This window comes from Moritella sp. PE36, assembly GCF_000170855.1.
Taxonomy (GTDB): domain Bacteria; phylum Pseudomonadota; class Gammaproteobacteria; order Enterobacterales; family Moritellaceae; genus Moritella.
In genome coordinates this window covers 1-21,220 of sequence record NZ_ABCQ01000067.1, presented here as the reverse complement: position 1 = coordinate 21,220, position 21,220 = coordinate 1, and the positions used below count along the sequence as shown (strand labels likewise).

Genomic DNA, 21,220 nt, shown 5'->3' with positions numbered 1-21,220 from the left:
TGCTGATAGGCGAGCAACTGATCTAAGCGATTTTTGCCTATCTCTTTTGCTCGCTGTTCTATTTTTTTACGGTGATATTGAACTCAGGTTGATACTCTTCAACAACACTGCCGACTAAGTGCAGCGCGGCGCCTGGCAAGGCTAGCATTTCTTTTAATGCTGCTTTACATTCACTGTCCACAACCGTCATTAAGAAGTTGGTCGCAGGTTGAATTTTATTAACCTGGTTACTTTGGTTTAAAAACTTGTTGTAAGCCGTCACGTTCACATTGAAACTCAGTTCAATATCATTCACTTCTAGGATGATCTTTTGCTCTAACGCCATGGTCACTCTCACTCTTTATTTGGAATTAAATCAGCTTGGTTTAACAGGGTGTATGTAAAGGTACTGCCCCATTGCTGACTACTTTGATGGCAAAGGGCCATCAGCTTATTAAAATCATTCGGGTTGGCTAATACCTGGCAACCTGCAGACCACTTGTCGACTTGCTTTGACTCATAATTTGCATTCGCGCGATGGCAATTAATACCGAAATAACCGCGTTGTAGGTTATTCTCACAATCCAGTTGATTATCATTGTTGTTGTCTCTGTAAACGGTGACGGGTTTATGCTGCACTAACGCTGGGTATTTTCCCTGGTGATAACCAAAGGTCCATAAACTGCGATGCTGCATGGCGGCAAGTACCGCCGTACCATCCACATTGCACGGGTTCTCACGATAATAAGTGCCGGCGTCGGTTGTGCACTTAAAGGTTTTTAGCTGCCACTTCCCATCCTGTTGATACAAAGCGCAAAGCAAATCATTAAAACTGTTCGCCTTAACATCACTGTTGCGAATACCTATGAGGTTAAGGTTTAATTCGCCTTCAAATACCTTGTATTGCTTGGCCTGCATGGCCGCAAGCAAACAACTCGCAGTCAGGTTTTTAATTGCTGCCATTACAGGTCTCTCACTTCTTCTGCTGTGAGGTATGGAATACCATTGATTTTGACAAAATCAGTCGAGGTAACCAGGCCCTTAATGGTGGTGGTATCTTCTTCACCGCCTTCCGCTTTGATATTTAAGATCTCGTCTAATTGCGGCAGTACACCAAAGGCTTCAATGTTTTTGGTGCCGGCGGCAACTTCCGCTAAGAACGAAATATCAAAAGGTTCGATACCTTTCCAACTGCCGGCCGTTTTGGCTACGTCTTGCAGAATAAGAAAGTTTTCGTGATCTAATTTAAACGTAACTTCCGCGTCTACCGGACCATCAATGTAACCTTTGGTGATACCTCGTACTTTTTTTACTTTGCGGCCATCTGTGATCTTGACGCTGGCTTCAATGACATGCACCATTTTGTCACCAATGAAAATATCAAAGTCTTTACCGCCTAATGCTTTTACTGACATGTGTTGTTCCTTATTCGTCTTTGTCTAACATGATGCCGACAAGGATTTCACTTGGTGAGTCAATCGGCTGTATTTTTACTGTGACTCGCAGTTGTCGCGCGTTCATGAAGGTTAAAGTGATTGAATCATCTTTCGGTTCACGAATTTCACCAGGGAATTTATCCGCGCCAATGTTGATGCTTTTTGACATGTCTCGCAGTGGCTTACCCAATACACGTTTGCCAAAACCAATGCCTGTTGAGCTGTTATTAAGTCGGCGGTTTTTAATTTGATAAATCGCGATAATGCGGATTTGTCGCGCGGCTTTATCGACGATACGACCGGCTTCAATTTGCTGATAGTCACCGCCTTCTGCATCGAGCATATTGACGTCACCAAAGTAGATGCCATCAAAGTCAGGATAAAACTGCACACAGCTAAAACGAATAGCATCCAGTGCGGCGGTGACTGCATTGGTGATTGGTTGACCGGTACTGTCGTGTGGTGTCGGTTGCAGTGCCATCGACCCTGTTTGCACGCGCATTGGTGAATCAGCAATAGTCACTGAACGTTTACAAAGTCGCCCTGTTACTGCGCCAAGTTCATCACCATAAAGCGCAGGAATAACAGCCACACGCGCGGCAACAACCCCATCCGTTAATGGGGTAATAGCGGCAAGATGTTCCGTCCATGTTTGGCTATCACTCAGACCTGGCGCTGACACCAGAAAACGAACACGGCGCGAATACTTGGCTAAGATATCAAGTGCTTTGGCTTGGTATGCTTCAACTTGTGCCTTGCCCGTAACTGGTGTGGTGATCACGATAGTTTCTGGGCTGATGTTTTGGTCCATGGCTTTATCGATAAGCGCAAATTCGTCATCACCTTTGTTGATAGGGATAGCCCAACCAGACACCAATGCATCACCATTACGAACCCATGCAATTAACTGTGTTTTCAAGGCAGAATCATTGGGTGAAATCAGTTCATCAAAATCTGACTGTGCATTAATCGGCACTATGCTGTTTATGTTCAACGCACCAACACCGATAAATAATGCTGAACGCTCCACTTCTTTTGTTGCTCCGCTACCCGTATTTAATGCGGTAACTAAAACCTTGCCCTGTGCCATATATTTACCCTTTTAGCGGAGGCGAAATGCCTCGTCCAACATGTAATTTTTTAATTCTGTTTGTTCATTTCTGTTTTGCCCCATGAACGAACGGGCTGGTAACTTAACGTCCCAACTGGATTTAACCTTTTTATTACCGCGTAAAATACGCAGTATCAAACCGGCTTGTCCCACTGATATATTTTCGGTTATCCATTTAAGCGACGGTGCTTTCCAGCCTTTACCGCGCTTCTTTCTGATCTTATAACCACTGTCTCGCAATGATTTCGCTTGTCTGCGTGATGCCTTGGCGTTGTAATCAGGTGTGCCATAGGCTTTTGCTGCCTGCTGAGCTGTTTTCGTTAAGGTGATCCCTTCTTGATGGGCTCTAGCTATTTGCCCTAACCGTTTATTACCAAAGGTAATCGTCGCGTTATTGGGTGTGGTGTGTACCTGAATACCTTTACCCAGTCGCTTTAACATACGTTTTTTGCGACCATCACTGCGACCTTGCCAGTTGGTACCGGATAATCCTTTTTGCCCTTTTAATCGCGCTTTGGTATCTCGCCTTACTTGCCGACCCGCGCCGCGTAAAATACGGCGACGCTTATTGGCATCGAGCGTTAACAAATCTAATTGTTTTAACGCGCTATCGGTGGGAAGACTAAGCTTCAGCATTTTCTACCCCGTCACACTCTCGGTCTCTAATTCAAATGATGCTGCAATCCAAAGACTCTGTTCACCAAAATCAAAGCGTTTGGTTTCGCCTTGAAACTCCAATTCAAACGGCCCATTCATGTCTTCAATCAGCACCACATCTTCTGCAAATCGCTCGATTGTTAATTCGATTTCAGCGCTATTGTCATCATTAATATCCAGACTAAATTCCACATCATGACTGTCGTCTTTTTCTGCATTTGTCATTAACCAAAAACTCACATAAGTTGCGATCAATTCAACAGGGGCATTGCATGGGTTAATGCTGATCACCCCACTGTAAAAAAAGCGCGCGGCGAGCAACCCTGTTCCGTTTATTCGTTTACTGGCGTGTTCAATTCGTCCGCCTTCAATCCAACTATCAAACTCGCCTGCCCTGGCTAAATGTCGTCCCTTGTAGGTGGCCGATACCAGGTACTGCACTAAACGTTGTAATTTGCTTTGGTTCATAACAATTCAACGCCTGAATTCGTTACCTTCATCATTTGACGTAAAGCAGTGTCACTTTCCTGTAACCAGTATTCTTGATTATCACTGGCCATCACTTGTTGCGCGGCGCGTTGGTCGCGGTGTGTTTCACCTAGGCGACTGATTAACAACTTGGCTTTAGCACGACAATACACAGCGCGTTGATACATGAGGATTAATGCATTCACGCCATTAATCCTCTCAGATGTCGCATCTTGTAATTGTTCAACCTGTTGCCAATGGCGTAACCGGTATCTTGCCAGTGCCTGGTTAACATCGAGCATGGCGAGCACCAGTGTTCGTTTAATCTGTTCGTTGTTGTTGGCGTATTCCGTCGCAATCGCGTAATCAGTGATGAATTCGGCCGTGCCCAGTTCTGGATAAAACCCGTTGTTTACTACATTTTCATTGCTTACTTCTGCGTATGGCATGCCCGCTAAATTCATCAAATTACTCACTTCTAATAGGTCGGCTCTAGCCACTGCGACAAGGTGCCTATTTCACTAACGTGAATAAGTCCTACGCAGCCGAGCCGGTGGCGCGAGAGTCGTTACAACTTTCAATCAACTAAAGGTCGGTATCTTTACCAATGGTTTTGGCGATTTCTCTGACCATCTTTTTAACGCCCGCTTTGTCGTTTAACGCGGTTGCTTTGGTGCCGTAGGTATACGCATTGCCCAGGTTAAATACGCTTTGCTCTAGCTTTGCAGCCATGGCGTATAACTTGCCCCCAATCAATTCACTTAACCGCCATTGGTGCGTGTCCAGTAAGTGGATAAACTGGGTAAATAAGTTAATCACTTGGCTATGCTCTACTGCGTCACGACCTTGGCTTAAGTGTTTAGCACCTTCGTCATAGAGTTGGTCTATCAAAAAGGTCGGCCAATCTTGGGTACTAAAACGACCAGGTAAACGCTGGTTTTGCGTCATTAACAAAGGTACAAAGTCAAAGGCGGTTTTCCAGTGGCCAAGGTCCACAAGCCAAATCACTACCCAAGCCAGCACCATGTTCTGATGGTTGGTGCCTTGCGCTTGATAGCGGCGTAAATAGTCCAGGTATTGATGGTTCTCAATCGCCTTGGCTTTGTATTCAAGCTTGTCTTCGATATGAGAAAACTTTTTAAGCTGAGCAAGGTCGGAATCCATTGCCGCTTTGAAAAAATCAAACTCATCCATAATGCCCTCGGCACGGCTGGCATCGGCTTTATCTACCGTCACGGTAATGCTTGTGTCCTTTCCTTTGGCCAAGTCGACACCGACAGTACTTTCTACAAGTACAGACGCTAAAACTTTACGTTGATTACGTTTTACTATGCTCATTTCAAAAAACTCTCTGCTTGGGAATAACTGGCTTATCGTGATAAGCCAGTGCTTCATTCAATTCTGCTTATTCAAGTTACTGATTCAAAACCGACTAAGACCAAACCCAGTGCGCAGGGTTATCAGCATCAAAGTCACCGGCATCAATAGCAGGGTCTTTCACTTTATCCAGCTTGACCGAGCCCGCTTCAAAGAAGGCGATCTTTTCCATGTCGTTGATGTAGTAACAATCGTTGCGTGATTGATAATCTTCGACACGTTTCTTCTTGGCGTTATTTTCAATCGAGGTACGCGTTGAACCTGATTGCACGTAATGGCAAAGGTTATCGAATGAAGTAATTAAAATGCCGCGGTCAGGAAAGAACGGGATCTTATACGCCTTCAAGCCACCAAAAGTTTCAATGATCTGTTCCAGCTCGATTTTGTCTTTTTCGCTGGGGGTATGCGCTTGCTTGGCATAGAGCTTGTTCTTTTCTTTGGATAACAGCTCATCACCAATAATGGCAACTAAACCAATGCGCTTATGGGCTGGGATAGCCTGCAGTAAATCATGCACAGCTTGATCAAGGTTTTCATAATCACCGCCCGCGCCAATACGAATTTCACCGTCTTTTTGTTCACCATCAGCAAACACATTGGCGGTATTGTCACGACGAACCAGCTGTAACCAACCGATATTCACATCATCCATCATTGGGAATGCTGCAATATCCGTTACTTTGGCGGCGCTGGTACCGTTCCAACCAATTTTAATCATATCCAATGCAATGGCTTGGCGAACATGGGCACGGAAGCGACTGTGGAAGTCGGGGAATTTAGCCCACATATCCATGCGCTGCCACGTAATGTGGGTATCACATTCTACTGGGTAACAACGGTATTCACGGTCGGTTAAACCCAGAGGGTCTTTGGTGCTACGACTTTTAGTATCATCATCTTCGACACCCGCACGACCAGTCACACCACCACTAATACCGGCCGTAATCGAACTACCGACTAAATCATCGACCATTTGCGTATCGATGCGCTGTAAGAATTCAGCACTTTGATATACCTGGTCATACAATGTCTGCTCAATCGACGGCTCGACACTAAACTGCTCAGAAACGGAGGCAACCCCGTAATTGACAGCTAATGCAGACACAACCGCGGCAAAAATCTGTGTTGTTTTAAGCTTCATTAATTTTGTTCCTATTGCTAAAGAAGGTTGTGGTACTTGCCATTCTCACCAAGGTGTTCTTCTTCACCTTCAGTGGTTGTTGACGCAGGGTCTTTGATTGCATCACTGACGGTTTTAGTCAGTGCTTCAATTTGGCCAACCAAACTATCCACCTTGCCATCAAGTGCCGAAAATGCAGCCGTTGGCTTATCCGTACTTGTGTCGGTTAAGTTGTCGGTATTCGCATCATCAACCAGTGCAGTGGTCGTTCCTTGTTTAGCAAGTAAGGCTTGCGTTGCTAGGGTATTGGCTTCCAGTGCTTGGCTAAATTGCAGCAACGGCGCACCGAGCGCGTCGGTCATTGCGGCGGCAAATTCTTCGCGTTTCATGTCGTCATCATCCTTATTAAAATTAAAGAGTTTTTTAAACAGGCTCTTGGTTGGTTTGGCCGCTTCGTCTAATGCTAATGACACCTTTAATAGGTCAGTATCTGAGGGTGTACTATTTACATTAGTGTGAGCTGCATGAGTATTATCAGCCTTGTCTTTTTGACTAAAGTGAATACGGTCGGTGTAGGTACTCGCGGGATAATCCGTCACGGCCAATCCCGTTAAATAGGTTTGTCCTGACTTCATAAAGTCACGGTTAATTTCGATACTGAAATACACCGCCTGGTCGGCTTGGTTCAACTGCACAAATGACGCATTAGGCGATAGCACCGCATACAAGACTTTAATGCCTTCATCATTCTTGGCGGTGGTCAGTTCAATCACATCACCGAGCATGCCGCCTTTAATATCTACGTTTAAAAGGTTCTTCGCCGCCCAGCCTGACCAATTGAATTCGTGGTCTAAATTGATGCGTGCGCCGTACTTTTTATAGTTATAAGTAGCAACAATATCGTCGATATCTTTTTCTGATATTTCGCGACCATCTACCGTTAACCCCATGGCGGCAATGGCAAGTGGAATTGTGCGTAATTGAGCCATGTTGTTTCCTGTTTAATGTCAAAGTGAATCTAAGTGAGACCAATTTTGCCCGCAGAACAGGCCTTAATCCATCACATTAAATCCGCTAAATTCCGATCTTGGCGAAAGCGGAATAACGCGGAAATCTTCTTAAAGAATTACGTGTTTTAGGGTTATAAACTTGGCGCTTGTTCTTACCAACAGGCCAGTTATGAAACCGAGGACTCCCCGATATACAACCGAAATTATTAAAACGGCGCGCAACCATTATGTTTTTGGTGGGCTGACGTTTGATGAAATTTCAGAAATAGACGGTATGCCGAGTGCAAGATCATTACGACGTTGGGCGGATGATGGCAGCTGGAATGAACTGTGCCCGTCACTTAATGCCGAGACAGCGATTGCACGACGTATTGTGTTATTGGCTGATCGCGACGTTAAAAGTGAAGCGGATTATAAAGAACTGGATTTTCTGACTAAACAGCAATGTGCATTAAATCAGTCTCGCTTGCCCAGTGCCGGCATTACTAAAAAATACGGTAATACACCTGCAACTGCTACGGCTCAAAATGAGCAGACAGGCGAGCGAACAGGTAAAAGTAAGAAACGTCAGAAGAAGATCAAGAATGATGTGTCTAGTATCACCAAGGAAATGCTGGACGAACTCAAAGACAACCTGCTCTACCCGCACCAATTACACTGGTTTGAACATCAAGATTACCGTAGCCGCTTTATTCTGAAACCACGTCAGATTGGCGCGACTTTCTATTTTGCGTTTGAAGCGTTTTATGATGCGGTGGTGAATGGCCGTAATAAGATCTTCATTTCAGCATCGCGGGACCAGGCGGAGATATTCAAAGCCAATATTATTGCCTTATGTCGTGAACAGTTTGGTATTGAGCTAAGCGGCTCACCACTGACCATGCGTAACAAAGGCAAAACGACAACACTGTATTTCAAATCAACCAATGCCCGGACTGCACAATCTGCATCTGGCGACCTGTATATTGATGAAGTGTTTTGGATCCCTAAGTTTAAAGAGTTACGCAGTCTTGCCCAGGCAATGGCGACCCATAAAGATTTTCGTATTACCTATTTTAGTACGCCGTCGGTGACTAGTCATGAAGCGTATGATTTATGGAATGGTCGCTGGTACCGAAAAACCAAAGCCTGTAATGATCCCGAATTTGCCATTGATGTTAGCCACAAAACCTTAAAGCATGGCTTGCTTTGTGATGATGGTATCTGGCGTCAAAAGCTCAATGTTTATGATGTTGTGGAACAAGGCTTTGACCGCATTGATATCAGCATGCTGGAGAATGAATACTCCAAAGAAGAGTTTGATAACCTCTTTATGTGTAAATTTATTGATGATGCCCACAGTGCGTTTAGTCTTAAACAGCTGATGGCCTGCGTCGGTAATAGCAAAAAATGGACTGACTTTGACCCAACTTGGTCACGCCCTTATGCCATGAAGCCGGTTGTTATTGGTTTTGACCCTGCGCGAACGCGAGACATTGCATCTGTGGTGGTCTTAAGTTTACCCCTTGGCCCCGATGATAAATTCAGGTTGTTGGAATCACTTAATTTAAGTGGCAACGATTTTGAAACCATGGCCAGTGAAATTAAAGAACTCACCCTTAAATACCATGTTGTGCATATCGGTGTTGATACTACCGGTATGGGCTTGGGTGTGTTTGAACTCATACAAAAATTTTTCCCGCTGGCGATGCCGATCCATTACAACCCGCACAACAAAAACAAGATGGTGATTAAGGCGCTTAATGTCATTGGCAAGAAGCGTTTTGAATTCGATGAAGGCTCAGTAATGGTTGCCAGCAGTTTTATTAATATTCGCAAAAAGGTAGTTGGTGACCAAATCAGCTATGCAACCAACCGCACCGCAGCCACAGGCCATGCTGATATTGCCTGGGCAATCATGCACGCCATGATTTACGAACCATTATCTGGTGACAGCTCGAGCACCAGAACATCAATAGGATTAGATGCCGCATAATGAATTCAACTAAGAGTACGACCACAGAACCGGTGAAAGACAAATCTATCGATACCTTTAGCTTTGGCGACCCTGAGCCGTGTTTAGATAATCGCATGACCGAATACATCGGACTTTATGCTGATATGGATGGGCTATATTCACCGCCTGTGAGTTTAGCCGGCTTAATTAAATTGCTGCGAGTTAATGCCCAGCATGGACCTATTTTATATTTCAAACGCAATATGATTTTGAAATGGTTTAAGCCTAATGCGCTATTAACCCAGCGCACCTTTAAGAAGTTTGCCTTTGATTATTGTTGGGCGGCGAATGCGTATTTACAGATCATTAAAAATGCATTCGGTAACGTCATTAAATTAAGACATTTGCCCGCGCTATCGATGCGCTATACCTCAACACCTGGTGTTTATGCTCAACGGTTAAGTAATGGCAAAGTGCTACGTTTTAGGAAAGGCGAAGTTATCCACCTCAAAGAGTACGATCCGAACCAGGGTATCTATGGTATTCCCCAATATTATGGCGGTATTCAGTCTGCGCTTTTGAATGAAGATGCAACCCTGTTCCGCCGTAAGTATTACAAGAACGGCGCACATATGGGGTTTATCTTTTCAATGGCTGATCCCAATTTATCGACCGATGATGAAGACGATTTGAAAGCAGCAATCAAAGATTCTCGCGGTGTGGGTAACTTCCGCAGTTTATTTATTAATAACCGCAGTGGTAAGGCTGACGCGGAGAAAGCAATTAAGATCATTCCGGTGGGTGATATATCGACCAAGGATGAATTTGAGCGAATTAAGAAGATGACGTTAAACGATATGTTGAGTATGCACCGTGCCCAAGAAGCATTAAGCGGGCAAACATCCGGTGATAGCCCGGGCTTTGGTGACTTGGATAAAATCACCCGGGCTTATTACAACAATGAAGTGGTTCCGATGCAGCAAGACATGATGGAAATTAACGAGTATTTACCCGCTGCACTGCATATTGAATTTTCAGTGCCAGAGTATTCCGACTTAAACCCGAGGAGTGAAGATTAATGGAAGAATTGATTATTTTTATTCGCCAATGGGGGCAGCTGTGTTTGTTGTCGTTACTGGCCGCGGCAACGCAAATGTATATGTCTGGTACCCGTATTACTTTTTTTCATTATTTTATGTCGGTGCTGATGGCTATTTTGTCAGCTTACATTGCGGAAAGCTTTTGTATTTGGCTGGGCCTGAATGATGGATTGAAAACGGGGATTATTGGGATTGCGGCATATGTGGCACCGCATTTTTTAACTGGGTTAAATGCATTGGCGAAAGCCGTATCAAAAGACCCTAGACACTTTTTAGATATTATTATGAGGAATAAATCATGAGTTGGCTTACTTCGTTGTTTAGTTTTATTTCAGCACCGATTGCAGATTTATCGGGTAGCTATCGAGAGCGTAAACGTATTGCGGCAGAAATGGCAGCATCGATTGCGACTGCAGAGGGTAACCTTAAATTAGCTAAGCTGGATGCGGAAGCTAAACGCCTGGCTAACCAAGAAGGTAACGATGCTGATTATGATCTGCAGGTGTTGAAGAACCGGCGCGAATCGATAATGGATGAAATTATTATTACGGTGTTTTTAGGATTGTTCATTGCCCATTTTGTGCCACAGCTGCAGCCGTATATGGCTGATGGTTGGCAGGCGATGGGTTATAAAGGCGCGCCCTGGTATTTTGAATTTGTGATTGTGGGTATTGCTGTTTCAACGTTGGGGTTGATGCGATTGTTTCGGGCGTTCTGGGGGAGTAAAAATACTAAAGGGGTTGGTTAGCCCCTTTAGTAAACATGCTTAAGATGATTTAACGATTAACATCTCATTATACGTTTTTAAAAATAAATTGATAACATTTAACTTGTAACGTTATCAACCATACCCAGTAGTTTATCCCCTTCGATACAATGAATATTTGTAGTGTAGTAATCCAGACTATATTCAATGTTTAACGAAAAATATAAGCTTTGTTTAAGGTGAACCTTTATCGCTTTTTCAATTTCAACACTTAAATTCTGGGTAAACACTTTATCTCGGTGAGGCTTTGTTAATAACGATACAGTAACAAGCATGTGAGAGTATTTATACTGAGAACAAGGATAAGCTCTTGATTTGCATTCGCCAGCGCTCATATCCTTTTCATTGATGATTCTCTCGACAGCATCAAAGACTTTGTTGGTATCTATATTTAAATTATCAGAATATTTAATTTCTACATGAGGCATGTGAGCCTACTCCTTAAACGTATAACGCCTTGCTATACGCTTGTTTCACGTTTTTTCTCAACAGCTTTGGCAAGCATAACAGCAATCCCCCCTAGCAATACTGCACCACCGACAATTTTCATTGCTCTAGGGTTTTCAGCTAAAGCAACAACGGCTACACCGCCAATAGCTAAACCACCAACACCTGCTTTAATTTGACTAGAAGACACTTTAAGCCCAGAACTCCACTTTACAAAGTGTTCACAATTATTATCAGTTAAGGAGTATTTCCAAGTCCCTATTTGAGAACGAGCATCCGAAAGAATTTGTACAATAGATTTTTCTGTGTCTGATACAGCTACATATGTATGTTTACCTTGAGTAACATCATCCCAAGGTTCTTCTTGAACAGTACCAGTTCTCTTGGTGGCAGAGATAAGCATGTTTTTACCAAGAGAACAAAGACGATCAGAAGCAACTGACCAATGCTGATAAAGACCAAACTGAGTTACGACGACATCTCCAGCTTCCACTACTAAGTTATTCATTTATTAACTCCATTTAATTTAAGTACTTACTATATGTGGACACTGAAGCTAGATTTCAATGATGAGCGTATAACGCCCGCCTCAACTGCCGGAGACTACTGGCACCTTTTGTGCGGTTTTTTGCACAAAATATGACAGTGGCCGGAGGTCAGATTGAAGGCGCTTGTTATGCTGGGGACGGCTCATTCATTGACATATTTGAAATATGAAAATCTAGTAAATTAGCAATTTCAGTATTCGCTTCTTTATTCTGAATGTTAACTTTCAGAATGTCTGGTTTTTTATCTGAGTGGTATACATTACAATTTATTCCGCATTCTAAATCATACTGAACACCGTACTGTATAGCTTTTTCTGTTGCGTTGAAGGGGGCCGAATAGACAATATTCCGAAGGTCCATCGATTGCTCTTTTTTTATTTGATACGAACTCATAAGTTAATTCCTTTCTCTAAATTTGAATGCATAACGGTTTGTTATACGGAATACTGTATAACGTGAATTTCAGTTTAACTTCATTATTATAAACAGTATCAATATACTATTAGTTACAAATAGGTAGTTATAAATAGCGGTATTAAACCTAGTAAAACTGAGGCAAAAACAAGAAATGTATTTATATTGACCCATATAAATACATTGATAAGAAAATAAATTATTATATTTCAATAAACTGTATTCTTCATGTACGTCAAACGAAGACTCTTTGGCAGTATGAATCACCTATATTTCGTAAAAACTCCACCCTATTATTCCTATATATAAACTAGGTCACTTTCTACTAAACATTTCGCTAGATGGTTTGTCATTATGTGACAAAAGCTGTCACAACTTTGACATTAGCGATCTTTAAATGATCGTTGAGATCCTTTCTAGATAAGGCTTGGGCAATATTCACGTGTCCATCGTTGTGTCAAAAACGCAAAAAAATTGCGAAAACGCGGTAGGCGAAGAGGAGTGAATTTATCGTGGGTACGCACGCACGATCAAATGTTTCCCCCACCCGTCAGCAATAGCTATGTATTATAACTAACACGTCATACAACTGTATAAATAAACAGTTAAACATCGTATAATTTACAGGTCAGTATTTGAATTAAGTGGATGTTTATGCGAGTAGTTTGCCCAGAGTGCGGCGTTAAAAGCCGTATACAAAAAACGAATAGAATTTCGAATAGCTATACAGATTTATATTGCAGTTGTAATAATGCGGAGTGTGGCCATTCGTTTGTCATGAATCTTAGTTTTAGCCATACGTTAAGCCCGTCAGCTAAAAGCTCAAGTCAATTGGCTATGGAGTTAGTGAGAACATTAGCGCCAGAACAGCGCCAAGAATTGCAGTTACAACTTTCTATTTTGTAAAATATCGTCATCTATCCGACAAACAGCAAGTCACCTCCACAATTCACACTCCACACAATTCACACTCCACCAACCCAGCACATTTTGGACACAAGTAAGTTAGACCTTTAGCTTCAAAGGACATTTTCGCATTACAGTAAAGAGTGACTAGATTGGGATTAACGCACTGCTTAGCGGCTCGTTAATCACTTAAGGTCTATTACTAATTGTGGCTAGCCGATCAGCACATAGTAAAGGAGAGGCTAAGGCCGCGTTAAGTGGTGAGCAGCCACCACTTAATCTAAACTATTGCACCTTAAACGCTTTGTTCAACACCTTATTCTTATTTATAGCGTTTTTCTGATATTTTGAAATCAACAACTTTTATTATTTTATAATTAGCAGAAGTAACGGCTGCGTCGGTTGCATCAATGCCGAAAGCCTCAAATTTATTCATTACATTTTCAGTAGAGTCATAATCTATCATAGCTCCATTAATCGGCGAAAATTGTCCATCTATATAATCTATTTCATATGCTAAATCAGTGTAATAAATTGAGGTATCATTTAGTTCATCTGATACATCAACAGAACCATAGAAGCGCGGAATGTAGCTAATTAATTCTCTTTCATTACTCGCTATGTTATATGCTGCTACTTCTGAATTAAAAACGATTTCAATATCAGAACGTAGCTTACCCTCACTCTCTCTGTTAAAAAACACCTTAACTACTTTAGTTCTGCAAGGTTTAATAAAGATTTGACCGTAACAACCACGTGCACCATGTAATAATTTCAAATTTCCTCCGAGCTCATAACGCCCTGCTAAGGGACTGATAATGTTTGACTAAAATGTGTATCAAAGCGAAACAGAGCCAAACTTTAGCAGTCCCACTTGAACAGCTCGTTATGTGTTTTTTACACCAGAAACATCAGTTACAAACTTTCTTAACTTACTTTGAAGTACTTCATAAGATTGTATAGACTCTTCATACGCCTCTTGGGTATCTGTTGTCTCGTCTTCAAATACAGCTTTATTTATTTTTTCCTCGTTAGACTTTGCGACTTCCAGTGCCTTCAACAACTCCTCATCCATCAGAGCACTATAAACCTCTAAGCCGTATTCCTGCTTGTCTTTAAATTTCTTGTATACAGTGGGGTTAGGCTCACGCGAAGAGCGGTACTCTGGATCTTGAGACTGGACCTCTTCTTCAAGTGCAGCTTTTGATTCGCTAATTACTTGAGCTAATGATTCGAGCAAATCGAGTAATATAGTCTTGTTTATTTCCCAAATTCTCTCTTTCCTTTGTCGCTGTGTCGAGTCATAGTGTATATAAGTGGCAAAAATAGTAGCCATTGCGATTGTGATATTAGTCAGCAATGCAACATCAACTTTAAACCCTGTAACTAAAAACACGCAAAGTAGGACAAATCCAACAAAAAAACCCAATATTAGCCCTATAAACCCAAAAAACATCCTTTCACTAAAAACTTTAAGTTTCACTTCAAAATACCTCTACACATAACAGTGTAATTTACGGAATTCCGTATAATACCTGAAAAACCACTATAGTTAAATGAAATAACATCAAATTATTCTTTAATAACAATGGATTACACCACATTTAGCATTGTGTTTGTGTTCCCTCTCATTTGGATATACAGGCCCATACAAAACATACAAACAAATTATAAATCAAACACTTAAAAACATTACCACTTACAAGTAAAGCTAATTTAGGTCTGTTAAAATCACTAAATATTAATTTAATAGCGCTCATAAGTAAATTTATGTCAAATTGATCTGTCGCTTTGTAATTACTTGGATTCCATATAAAAACAGAAACAGAATCAAGTTAGTGTCCGATAATAACGTTTGAATGGAAATTAAAATCTGGCTTGCGGGAGAGTGGATCACCGTGAAAAGTTGATACTTCAGCCACCGTTATAATGACTTATTAATAATTATTCACTCTAGACTTGCGCCAACAATCATTTGATGGCGCTTATCCAGCCTGTTCATAAAGTACATTTCCAATAGTCGCTGTTCCTGGTATCGCTAGCTTTCTTCTTCGCTTGGTACCTCAGATATCAACATCAACAAATACAGCACAACATCAGTATTATCACTCAATGTATCCTGTGCAGCCGCGATAACGACAAAATCTTTAGCACGTTCCTGTAACGCTTTCATAACGGACCTCAACAAAAACCACTGTATAAGAATACAGTAGTTTTAATAGGTAGTAAATAGACGCATTTCACACTATGTAGTCATATATACAATAGGTTAGCCCCAGTCCCAACTTTCCCACCCCTCCCAACCAGGTACAAAATCAGCAGTATTAGCCACCCTAGGGGCTGGTGTATTCCAACCATCCCAAATGTCGGGTTCTTCAGGCCTTATATCAACAAGCTCTGGTGGGTGATATTGGCTATCGGCATAATATCCCCGTTTCAATTTAACAATATGGTCCTTATCAACTCTGATTTGGGCACCTTGTTCCATAACATTGACCAGGTGATCATCTAAATGAATACCGCGCCTTTTCAAAAGCGCTTTAATTCCAGTATTTAATCTGCCGCTTGGGGAGCGCGTACAGTTATTGACAGAACTCCGAGAAGACCCTTCGGGCTCAATCAAAAGCTCAGCACCTGCGGTGCTACTGGTGCTCGCTTCACTATCGAGTAATGCCTGAGACTTAGGCTGTATCTTCCAGTTACGTATACGCGTTTTAACGGCATCATCGCCGACAACTTGAAAGCCTTGGATCTTAGAAACGCATTCACCATATTCATTGCCCATTTCGGCAACGTTATAATCATTACGGATGAGTAAATCTTTACGTGATACAAATGGTCCACCTTGCGCCATTACATAACCGGCAAAGTCGCCTTTATCGGCCGCTTTCATTGCGTCTGATGCTGCAGCTGCATTAGTTTTTAATTCAGGCTTGTACTTATCGGTGATCACTTCCCATCGTTGTAATGAGTTCATCGCTTCATAATTTAAACGTGGACCGTGAAAATCTAACTGGGGACCCATAAATGTGGGGTTTTGGTCAGGAAATAATTCGTTGAATAAGTTATGTTGTTGCTTACTACTTAAGGTCGTGACAAAGCTTTTGAAGGCATTTTTATCGTTATTAGCATAACGGCGTAATTCACGATAAGTGGTGACTGGTGCGCCGCCAATAGGTTGAAATTGACGAATACGCCAACGACTTGCCCACGCGGTAACATGTGCGGCCATTTCTCGTTGGTCACGGCCTGTTTCACCATCAAGTTCACCCTTCATGCCATAACCATCAATATTTTTACTGATGTACTTAGCGATGTAACCCGTTGCAGTACCTTTACTTGGATCCATAATTTTCACATCACAGCGTGGGCGATAATCTAACGGGCCAACAATTGGTTTTCTGTAAACTTTCGGGAATAGCTCCGTTACTTCTTCATTAATGGCATAACCAATGAAAATTTCACGGATACGATCAACATGCTCAGGTTGCATGAACATGAGTAAATGCCAATGTGGTGTGCCATCATGATGCGGTTCAGCAACACGCATACCAAAAACAGGTAATTCTTCACGCTTTAGCTGCGCACGTATTCTCGCCCATATTTGGCATAAATAACGTTGTGCCTCTTTCGGACTGTTTCCCAGCCATTGATCAACAAAACCCCCTTGCTTACGGGTGTTGTGATATTTAGATGGTGTGGTAAGCGTTAGAAACAACCCATCACAACCCATTGCGGTTGCAATGCCTTGATAGCCAGCCATACGAACCATTAACTCACAACGTCTAATTGCAGGGTTAGCGGTCGATTTATAGAACATGTCATATAGGGCAATTTCTTCACCAGAATCTTCATCAAAGATAGACATACCTTTGATGAAATCTCTGTTGCGTTGTTTTTGGTTTTTCCACTCGTGCATACAGTCGCGAGAGCAATATGGACTTGCCGATTTTTGCACTTGGCCAACAGCAATGGCAAGGTGTTCTCGCATAGCCATGCGTTTTTTATTTAACTTGTTTTCCCAGGCACGTTGGCAAACTAAACGTAAAATGCCACATTCAGCTTCGGACTGATGCAAGCCATCATTTCTGTTGTACGGAGGTGTATAACCAAACGCTCTGCATTCGTCTTGCAGACTTTCAAATACAGCGACAATAACGTTGGCGTAATCTTTATGATTGGGTTTTTCTCTTTCAATTAATGGTTCTAACTTGCCTGCAAAAAAATCAGCGAATTGCTGACTTAGTTTTTTAATTTCACTCTTGTCCATTTCAGCTAATAGCTTTTCGCGTGACAAGTCATTGCTGTGAACATAGGCATTTCTGAATTTGAATTGTCGTCTATATTGAGCAAGTACTTTTTGTAGGCGTGGGTTTATCTTTTCTCCAACTGTTTTTAGCAGGTATAAATTGGCAGCAGAGCGACCTTTTTGTTTGAATATTTTATTATATCGTTCAGCAAAATAGCGGCTAAGGTAATGCGGCATGTCACCAAAGAACTGCTTACGCCATTCATGATCATCAATTTCAGGGTTAACCTGAAACATCGCGTTTTCAATAAGCGACATTTCAGGTTGTTGGAACGTTTTATTTTGCGCTCGAGGTCGGATCGGCTCATCACTGCACGCTTCCGAATGTTCAGAGATCCCAATAACGTCTAGGGCATAGACTTTACTTATATCATCCATTAAAACGGGAGCTCATCATCAATTAAATCGGCTACATTGCCAGTGTAAAGAACAAGAGGATTAGTAGATTTTAATTTCAATTGACATAAGCGTGTTCCTATTTTACTGATCACCCATCTTGGATGAAAAATATCCATCACACATTTTTTCATCTCTGATATGTAAGCTTGATCGACTAAGTTACGATCAGAATTAATCAACCAGTAACCGTGATGACGCCATGATTTAGCCAGACGTTGTGCACGGTAAAACAACGTCCACGTTTGCTGTGGTGATGTTGCACGTTTTGATTTAAGTAGTAGTTCTCCGAATGCTGCAACCATTTCAGTCTCTTTAGCGAACCTTTTAACGTCTTGTTCTAATTTAGAACGGCGCAGTTCTGAGAGTGTTGGAAGCGTCGTATCCTGCAGGGATATATCAACGGTTTTCTCTATCATTAAAATTACGTCATCAATATTGACAGAATTCTCATTAATAGATTTGCGTGTTGCTCTGAGGATTAAATTAACGAGATGAAGTGCATTTTCACCTTTGTTATTTTTATCGTGATATTTCTCAGTTCTGGCAACTCGATACACCATGTCCCAAATATCACGGTAAGCTTTACTACGACTCGTAGTCGCCGCTTTCGCTTTTATAACTTTGGTATTGCCATAAAACTCCATATCTTCAAATTTAAAAAGGTAACTACTGTTCTTGTCATCAAAACTAAAACAGCTAATGAAGTCTTTTAAAAGACGAGTAAAATCACCTTTTGAAATATCTACGGTTTGGTCAACAGCTAGCTCTCGAACAGTTTCATGCAAGTATTCAGTGAGTTCTTCACATGGGTAACCGTCAATAATTGAACCTACAAATTGGTCAAAAATACCAATAATTTCTTGTTCGTTAATTTCATGTCTAACAATCATATTTAAATATCCTTTATTCATACTTCTGCATACTCCTGCGCATTTAATACAAGATAACCGCCATGGCCTTTTAGCCGACCGATAACACCACGAAACAACTGACGGCAATCTAGCTGCAGGCAAGCGTTATCAATGGCATCTTGTTTGGTTTCGCATTCACCTACTTCTACAGTGCGAAGTTCGTGAGTTTTAGGATGCTCGCGCATGCTGCCACTTGGGCTCAGTGCGATTGCAAAATACATCATGCGACCATCCAGATAGTTGTATTGTGAATATCGAGTGTTTTTTCCCACCACAATTCAATACAGGCAACGAGTTTGGTTAAGGCCAAGCCTTGCGCCATAAAATACACAGAACGAATAGCGCCTAACGCAATTTGTTCTTCAGTTGAGTTAGTATCAGAACAAGCCACCACACTTTGCCAAAAGGAAAATGCCGTAATCATTACGTCTTCCGGTTCCAATGTGCCGTATAGGTTGAAGTGGAAGTTAGGTAAGGCCAGTGCATCACTACGACCTGCATCAACACACTCAAACAAATCGATAATCCAATCTGCCTTTTCTTCATCGATACCAAGTGAGAGCAACGCCGAACGCACATTTTCAACAGGGGCTAAAATACGTTTCATGCCACCACCTCATTCTTTATCAAGTTGCTTAGTTCGTGATATGCAGAAGTAACTTGGTTAAATGCGGCTAAGCCATCGAGATAAATCGTTTTATCAATTAGCTTATGCGCTGACCAGGTATTCGGGTTTTGCGCACCGCTAAAGTAAGCTTTATCAATTGCGATAACTTCTAGCGCATCGGCATGGCCAATATAGCGAACTGACACGCTCACTTTTTCAGGTTTGGCGATGGCTATAAACATCAATTCGTTGATCACGTCGTTCATTGTTGGATTTGGTTTAATCATGGTATTCCCTTACTTAAAGTCGTTAATTGGATGACCAGCTAATTTACCTATCACCGGTTCAAGTGAGTTAATCGCATGGTGTAACTTCACTTTTTCGATATGGTCTAGTTGACTGAGTTTCAGCCCAACATGGTGCTTTTTTAATCCCGCGGCGAAACAAAGTGTTTTGCGCATGTCCGGCTCTAAATTGTCATATAAAGAACCAATGCGGCTGTTACCAAATAACCCACGGATTTGAGCAATTGAATCCGCAGCTGCTTGTACTTGTTCCATAAATAATCTCCTTACATGCCAGGCATTGGCATTCCACTTAATACGGCATCGGCGCACATGGACACGAACGGCCCTGCACCACCGCAGCGGTTTTCAACATCTGACATAAGAAAGACCAATTCACGAACGGCGTCTTGTGCCTTTTTAATTATTTGGTCTTTTTTGACTCGGGTTAGCCGGCGATCGGATTCGGCTTCTAAGATGTGACGGTTTATTTCACCGGTATGACTTGCCACGCTCATTGCGCTAAGAGTTAGCGGTTTTGAATCACCTCGCTTGGGTAGACGAACAGCGGTTAGTCCGACTTCGAGTATTGCGCTGTTGATAATGTCGTGATTGTCCGTTGCGGTTGTGATTCGAATTAACTCATCAACAGTTAATTGATGTGGCTGATTGGGGTTTAGTTTGTTTCGTAGTACTTGCCCACGCATGCCGCACTCGTTTGCAATCTGTTCTATGTTTTCAATATCTGCAAACCGAACACATGCAGACTCGATTGAACTGTGTTTACTCTCATTTGACTCATACATTGCGAAATTATCCTTATATGCAATGATTAAGTAACAAACCAAGTACGCAAATGAATATGATCGCTTCTGTTTTAACAATTAAAGAGAAACGATGCTTTTTCTTATTCATGCTTGGTTCAATGAATACACCTGTCGAAACCTCTATAAACCCTTGTTGATGGGCGTTTATAGTGATCTCTGGTTGGATTACGATTTGCTTACACAAATTTTTGTGCATCCGCTTTTTTAAACAAAGCGACAAGATTTATGAGTACAGCCCCGTTTCTGTTTTCTTTTGGCATGATAGGTAGCTTTCCACTTGTAACGGCTTGATCAATAGTGCTTATTGATTGCCCTGTTGCGGCGGCATATTTCTTTTTTGTGCAGTAAGGCACGTCGAGATGTATTGTAATTGACGACATAATGGTATCCTTATGAGTTGAATATAAATCGCATTTGTTAATATTTAATCGCATAACTAAACATTAACTGGATAATAGATCGCAAATGAAACAATTACAAGCAGTAATCCCACCTTTTGAGTACCTAGGTGGTAAAGATGTGACAGAAAAGCTGGTTTCAATAACGAACTCAGGTAACTTTCAGGGACTCACAACTACATTTGGTATCCCAAAGTCGACCATTGCTAC

Annotated in this window: 29 protein-coding genes; 5 read left to right on the top strand and 24 right to left on the bottom strand. The window is 41.9% G+C overall.

Annotated features, from left to right (window positions below; all coding sequences use genetic code 11):
* Nucleotides 1-58 precede the first annotated feature (58 nt).
* From PE36_RS21360 to PE36_RS21315, 10 genes are all read right to left on the bottom strand, one after another.
* Nucleotides 59-325 carry a putative phage tail assembly chaperone gene (locus tag PE36_RS21360; protein WP_006031991.1) on the bottom strand — a complete coding sequence of 89 codons (267 nt, stop codon included), beginning with the start codon at nt 323-325 and terminating at the stop codon, nt 59-61.
* An 8-nt stretch (nt 326-333) separates the two neighbouring features.
* A complete protein-coding gene (locus PE36_RS21355; protein WP_006034188.1) occupies nt 334-942 on the bottom strand; it encodes a hypothetical protein in 609 nt (202 codons plus the stop codon).
* Nucleotides 942-1,394, bottom strand: a complete 453-nt coding sequence (locus tag PE36_RS21350; RefSeq protein ID WP_006031993.1) for a phage protein — start codon at nt 1,392-1,394, stop codon at nt 942-944. The genes PE36_RS21355 and PE36_RS21350 overlap by 1 nt, the downstream gene beginning before the upstream one ends.
* Before the next feature lie 10 nt (nt 1,395-1,404).
* On the bottom strand, nt 1,405-2,505 hold the full coding sequence (locus PE36_RS21345; RefSeq protein ID WP_006034187.1) for a DUF2586 domain-containing protein: 1,101 nt from the start codon (nt 2,503-2,505) through the stop codon (nt 1,405-1,407).
* A 12-nt stretch (nt 2,506-2,517) separates the two neighbouring features.
* The gene (locus PE36_RS21340) at nt 2,518-3,162 is read right to left on the bottom strand and encodes a phage virion morphogenesis protein (RefSeq protein ID WP_006034186.1); all 645 of its coding nucleotides are present in this window, start codon (nt 3,160-3,162) and stop codon (nt 2,518-2,520) included.
* A gap of 3 nt (nt 3,163-3,165) precedes the next feature.
* A complete protein-coding gene (locus PE36_RS21335; RefSeq protein WP_006034185.1) occupies nt 3,166-3,651 on the bottom strand; it encodes a phage tail protein in 486 nt (161 codons plus the stop codon).
* A complete protein-coding gene (locus PE36_RS21330; RefSeq protein ID WP_043994947.1) occupies nt 3,648-4,151 on the bottom strand; it encodes a head completion/stabilization protein in 504 nt (167 codons plus the stop codon). The genes PE36_RS21335 and PE36_RS21330 overlap by 4 nt, the downstream gene beginning before the upstream one ends.
* Nucleotides 4,152-4,236: 85 nt before the next feature.
* Nucleotides 4,237-5,046 carry a phage terminase small subunit gene (gene gpM / locus PE36_RS21325; protein ID WP_006034183.1) on the bottom strand — a complete coding sequence of 270 codons (810 nt, stop codon included), beginning with the start codon at nt 5,044-5,046 and terminating at the stop codon, nt 4,237-4,239.
* Nucleotides 5,047-5,083: 37 nt separating this feature from the next.
* The gene (locus tag PE36_RS21320; RefSeq protein ID WP_006034182.1) at nt 5,084-6,169 is read right to left on the bottom strand and encodes a phage major capsid protein, P2 family; all 1,086 of its coding nucleotides are present in this window, start codon (nt 6,167-6,169) and stop codon (nt 5,084-5,086) included.
* Nucleotides 6,170-6,186: 17 nt separating this feature from the next.
* Nucleotides 6,187-7,137, bottom strand: a complete 951-nt coding sequence (locus tag PE36_RS21315) for a GPO family capsid scaffolding protein (RefSeq protein ID WP_006034181.1) — start codon at nt 7,135-7,137, stop codon at nt 6,187-6,189.
* Nucleotides 7,138-7,327: 190 nt separating this feature from the next.
* Between PE36_RS21315 and PE36_RS21310 the strand changes: the two genes are divergently transcribed.
* From PE36_RS21310 to PE36_RS21295, 4 genes are read left to right on the top strand one after another with little or no spacing between them, the layout of a single operon-like run.
* Nucleotides 7,328-9,133: a terminase large subunit domain-containing protein gene (locus PE36_RS21310; RefSeq protein ID WP_006034180.1), complete on the top strand. Its 1,806-nt coding sequence runs from the start codon at nt 7,328-7,330 to the stop codon at nt 9,131-9,133.
* Entirely contained in the window at nt 9,133-10,173 is a 1,041-nt protein-coding gene (locus PE36_RS21305) for a phage portal protein (RefSeq protein WP_006034179.1), read from the top strand. The genes PE36_RS21310 and PE36_RS21305 overlap by 1 nt, the downstream gene beginning before the upstream one ends.
* Complete coding sequence (locus tag PE36_RS21300) at nt 10,173-10,496, top strand: hypothetical protein (protein WP_006034178.1); 324 nt, start codon at nt 10,173-10,175, stop codon at nt 10,494-10,496. The genes PE36_RS21305 and PE36_RS21300 overlap by 1 nt, the downstream gene beginning before the upstream one ends.
* Complete coding sequence (locus PE36_RS21295) at nt 10,493-10,942, top strand: hypothetical protein (protein ID WP_006034177.1); 450 nt, start codon at nt 10,493-10,495, stop codon at nt 10,940-10,942. Before PE36_RS21300 ends, PE36_RS21295 begins: the two co-directional genes overlap by 4 nt.
* Before the next feature lie 77 nt (nt 10,943-11,019).
* On the opposite strand, the gene PE36_RS21290 is transcribed toward PE36_RS21295, so the two are convergent.
* The 3 genes from PE36_RS21290 to PE36_RS21280 form a co-directional block, all read right to left on the bottom strand.
* Nucleotides 11,020-11,388 (bottom strand): hypothetical protein, encoded by a 369-nt coding sequence (locus PE36_RS21290; protein ID WP_006034176.1) that lies wholly within the window; start codon nt 11,386-11,388, stop codon nt 11,020-11,022.
* Nucleotides 11,389-11,420: 32 nt separating this feature from the next.
* Nucleotides 11,421-11,915, bottom strand: coding sequence for a lecithin retinol acyltransferase family protein (locus tag PE36_RS21285; protein ID WP_006034175.1), 495 nt, complete (start codon nt 11,913-11,915; stop codon nt 11,421-11,423).
* A 166-nt stretch (nt 11,916-12,081) separates the two neighbouring features.
* On the bottom strand, nt 12,082-12,348 hold the full coding sequence (locus PE36_RS21280) for a hypothetical protein (RefSeq protein WP_006034174.1): 267 nt from the start codon (nt 12,346-12,348) through the stop codon (nt 12,082-12,084).
* 675 nt (nt 12,349-13,023) lie between these two features.
* On the opposite strand from PE36_RS21280, the gene PE36_RS24205 reads away from it, so the two are divergent.
* Entirely contained in the window at nt 13,024-13,275 is a 252-nt protein-coding gene (locus PE36_RS24205) for an ogr/Delta-like zinc finger family protein (protein WP_083798035.1), read from the top strand.
* 322 nt (nt 13,276-13,597) lie between these two features.
* On the opposite strand, the gene PE36_RS21275 is transcribed toward PE36_RS24205, so the two are convergent.
* The 11 genes from PE36_RS21275 to PE36_RS21230 all read right to left on the bottom strand — a co-directional run bounded on the left by PE36_RS21275 (nt 13,598) and on the right by PE36_RS21230 (nt 20,992).
* Nucleotides 13,598-14,053 (bottom strand): hypothetical protein, encoded by a 456-nt coding sequence (locus PE36_RS21275; RefSeq protein WP_006034172.1) that lies wholly within the window; start codon nt 14,051-14,053, stop codon nt 13,598-13,600.
* Nucleotides 14,054-14,161: 108 nt separating this feature from the next.
* A complete protein-coding gene (locus PE36_RS21270; RefSeq protein ID WP_043994946.1) occupies nt 14,162-14,758 on the bottom strand; it encodes a hypothetical protein in 597 nt (198 codons plus the stop codon).
* Between the two features lie 555 nt (nt 14,759-15,313).
* Nucleotides 15,314-15,448: a hypothetical protein gene (locus PE36_RS24885; protein WP_006034170.1), complete on the bottom strand. Its 135-nt coding sequence runs from the start codon at nt 15,446-15,448 to the stop codon at nt 15,314-15,316.
* Between the two features lie 96 nt (nt 15,449-15,544).
* The gene (locus tag PE36_RS21265) at nt 15,545-17,962 is read right to left on the bottom strand and encodes a replication endonuclease (protein WP_006034169.1); all 2,418 of its coding nucleotides are present in this window, start codon (nt 17,960-17,962) and stop codon (nt 15,545-15,547) included.
* Nucleotides 17,962-18,894, bottom strand: a complete 933-nt coding sequence (locus PE36_RS21260; protein WP_006034168.1) for a hypothetical protein — start codon at nt 18,892-18,894, stop codon at nt 17,962-17,964. The genes PE36_RS21265 and PE36_RS21260 overlap by 1 nt, the downstream gene beginning before the upstream one ends.
* On the bottom strand, nt 18,891-19,118 hold the full coding sequence (locus PE36_RS21255) for a hypothetical protein (RefSeq protein ID WP_006034167.1): 228 nt from the start codon (nt 19,116-19,118) through the stop codon (nt 18,891-18,893). The genes PE36_RS21260 and PE36_RS21255 overlap by 4 nt, the downstream gene beginning before the upstream one ends.
* Nucleotides 19,115-19,501 (bottom strand): hypothetical protein, encoded by a 387-nt coding sequence (locus PE36_RS21250; protein WP_006034166.1) that lies wholly within the window; start codon nt 19,499-19,501, stop codon nt 19,115-19,117. The genes PE36_RS21255 and PE36_RS21250 overlap by 4 nt, the downstream gene beginning before the upstream one ends.
* On the bottom strand, nt 19,498-19,788 hold the full coding sequence (locus PE36_RS21245; protein ID WP_006034165.1) for a hypothetical protein: 291 nt from the start codon (nt 19,786-19,788) through the stop codon (nt 19,498-19,500). Before PE36_RS21245 ends, PE36_RS21250 begins: the two co-directional genes overlap by 4 nt.
* 9 nt (nt 19,789-19,797) lie before the next feature.
* Nucleotides 19,798-20,061 (bottom strand): hypothetical protein, encoded by a 264-nt coding sequence (locus PE36_RS21240; protein WP_006034164.1) that lies wholly within the window; start codon nt 20,059-20,061, stop codon nt 19,798-19,800.
* Nucleotides 20,062-20,072: 11 nt separating this feature from the next.
* Nucleotides 20,073-20,591, bottom strand: coding sequence for a phage regulatory CII family protein (locus tag PE36_RS21235; RefSeq protein WP_006034163.1), 519 nt, complete (start codon nt 20,589-20,591; stop codon nt 20,073-20,075).
* A gap of 197 nt (nt 20,592-20,788) precedes the next feature.
* On the bottom strand, nt 20,789-20,992 hold the full coding sequence (locus PE36_RS21230; protein ID WP_006034161.1) for a hypothetical protein: 204 nt from the start codon (nt 20,990-20,992) through the stop codon (nt 20,789-20,791).
* Between the last annotated feature and the right edge of the window lie 228 nt (nt 20,993-21,220).

Coding starts and splice junctions, on each gene's coding strand:
- PE36_RS21245 (WP_006034165.1), bottom strand. CDS start 19,788: ATGATTAAACCAAATCCAACAATGAACGACGTGATCAACGAATTGATG.
- PE36_RS21250 (WP_006034166.1), bottom strand. CDS start 19,501: ATGAAACGTATTTTAGCCCCTGTTGAAAATGTGCGTTCGGCGTTGCTC.
- PE36_RS21345 (WP_006034187.1), bottom strand. CDS start 2,505: ATGGCACAGGGCAAGGTTTTAGTTACCGCATTAAATACGGGTAGCGGA.
- PE36_RS21335 (WP_006034185.1), bottom strand. CDS start 3,651: ATGAACCAAAGCAAATTACAACGTTTAGTGCAGTACCTGGTATCGGCC.
- PE36_RS21260 (WP_006034168.1), bottom strand. CDS start 18,894: ATGAATAAAGGATATTTAAATATGATTGTTAGACATGAAATTAACGAA.
- PE36_RS21300 (WP_006034178.1), top strand. CDS start 10,173: ATGGAAGAATTGATTATTTTTATTCGCCAATGGGGGCAGCTGTGTTTG.
- PE36_RS24885 (WP_006034170.1), bottom strand. CDS start 15,448: ATGAAAGCGTTACAGGAACGTGCTAAAGATTTTGTCGTTATCGCGGCT.
- PE36_RS21235 (WP_006034163.1), bottom strand. CDS start 20,591: ATGTATGAGTCAAATGAGAGTAAACACAGTTCAATCGAGTCTGCATGT.
- PE36_RS21285 (WP_006034175.1), bottom strand. CDS start 11,915: ATGAATAACTTAGTAGTGGAAGCTGGAGATGTCGTCGTAACTCAGTTT.
- PE36_RS21255 (WP_006034167.1), bottom strand. CDS start 19,118: ATGATGTATTTTGCAATCGCACTGAGCCCAAGTGGCAGCATGCGCGAG.
- gpM (WP_006034183.1), bottom strand. CDS start 5,046: ATGAAGCACTGGCTTATCACGATAAGCCAGTTATTCCCAAGCAGAGAG.
- PE36_RS24205 (WP_083798035.1), top strand. CDS start 13,024: ATGCGAGTAGTTTGCCCAGAGTGCGGCGTTAAAAGCCGTATACAAAAA.
- PE36_RS21290 (WP_006034176.1), bottom strand. CDS start 11,388: ATGCCTCATGTAGAAATTAAATATTCTGATAATTTAAATATAGATACC.
- PE36_RS21350 (WP_006031993.1), bottom strand. CDS start 1,394: ATGTCAGTAAAAGCATTAGGCGGTAAAGACTTTGATATTTTCATTGGT.
- PE36_RS21295 (WP_006034177.1), top strand. CDS start 10,493: ATGAGTTGGCTTACTTCGTTGTTTAGTTTTATTTCAGCACCGATTGCA.
- PE36_RS21340 (WP_006034186.1), bottom strand. CDS start 3,162: ATGCTGAAGCTTAGTCTTCCCACCGATAGCGCGTTAAAACAATTAGAT.
- PE36_RS21280 (WP_006034174.1), bottom strand. CDS start 12,348: ATGAGTTCGTATCAAATAAAAAAAGAGCAATCGATGGACCTTCGGAAT.
- PE36_RS21310 (WP_006034180.1), top strand. CDS start 7,328: ATGAAACCGAGGACTCCCCGATATACAACCGAAATTATTAAAACGGCG.
- PE36_RS21305 (WP_006034179.1), top strand. CDS start 9,133: ATGAATTCAACTAAGAGTACGACCACAGAACCGGTGAAAGACAAATCT.
- PE36_RS21230 (WP_006034161.1), bottom strand. CDS start 20,992: ATGTCGTCAATTACAATACATCTCGACGTGCCTTACTGCACAAAAAAG.
- PE36_RS21315 (WP_006034181.1), bottom strand. CDS start 7,137: ATGGCTCAATTACGCACAATTCCACTTGCCATTGCCGCCATGGGGTTA.
- PE36_RS21240 (WP_006034164.1), bottom strand. CDS start 20,061: ATGGAACAAGTACAAGCAGCTGCGGATTCAATTGCTCAAATCCGTGGG.
- PE36_RS21320 (WP_006034182.1), bottom strand. CDS start 6,169: ATGAAGCTTAAAACAACACAGATTTTTGCCGCGGTTGTGTCTGCATTA.
- PE36_RS21265 (WP_006034169.1), bottom strand. CDS start 17,962: ATGGATGATATAAGTAAAGTCTATGCCCTAGACGTTATTGGGATCTCT.
- PE36_RS21355 (WP_006034188.1), bottom strand. CDS start 942: ATGGCAGCAATTAAAAACCTGACTGCGAGTTGTTTGCTTGCGGCCATG.
- PE36_RS21360 (WP_006031991.1), bottom strand. CDS start 325: ATGGCGTTAGAGCAAAAGATCATCCTAGAAGTGAATGATATTGAACTG.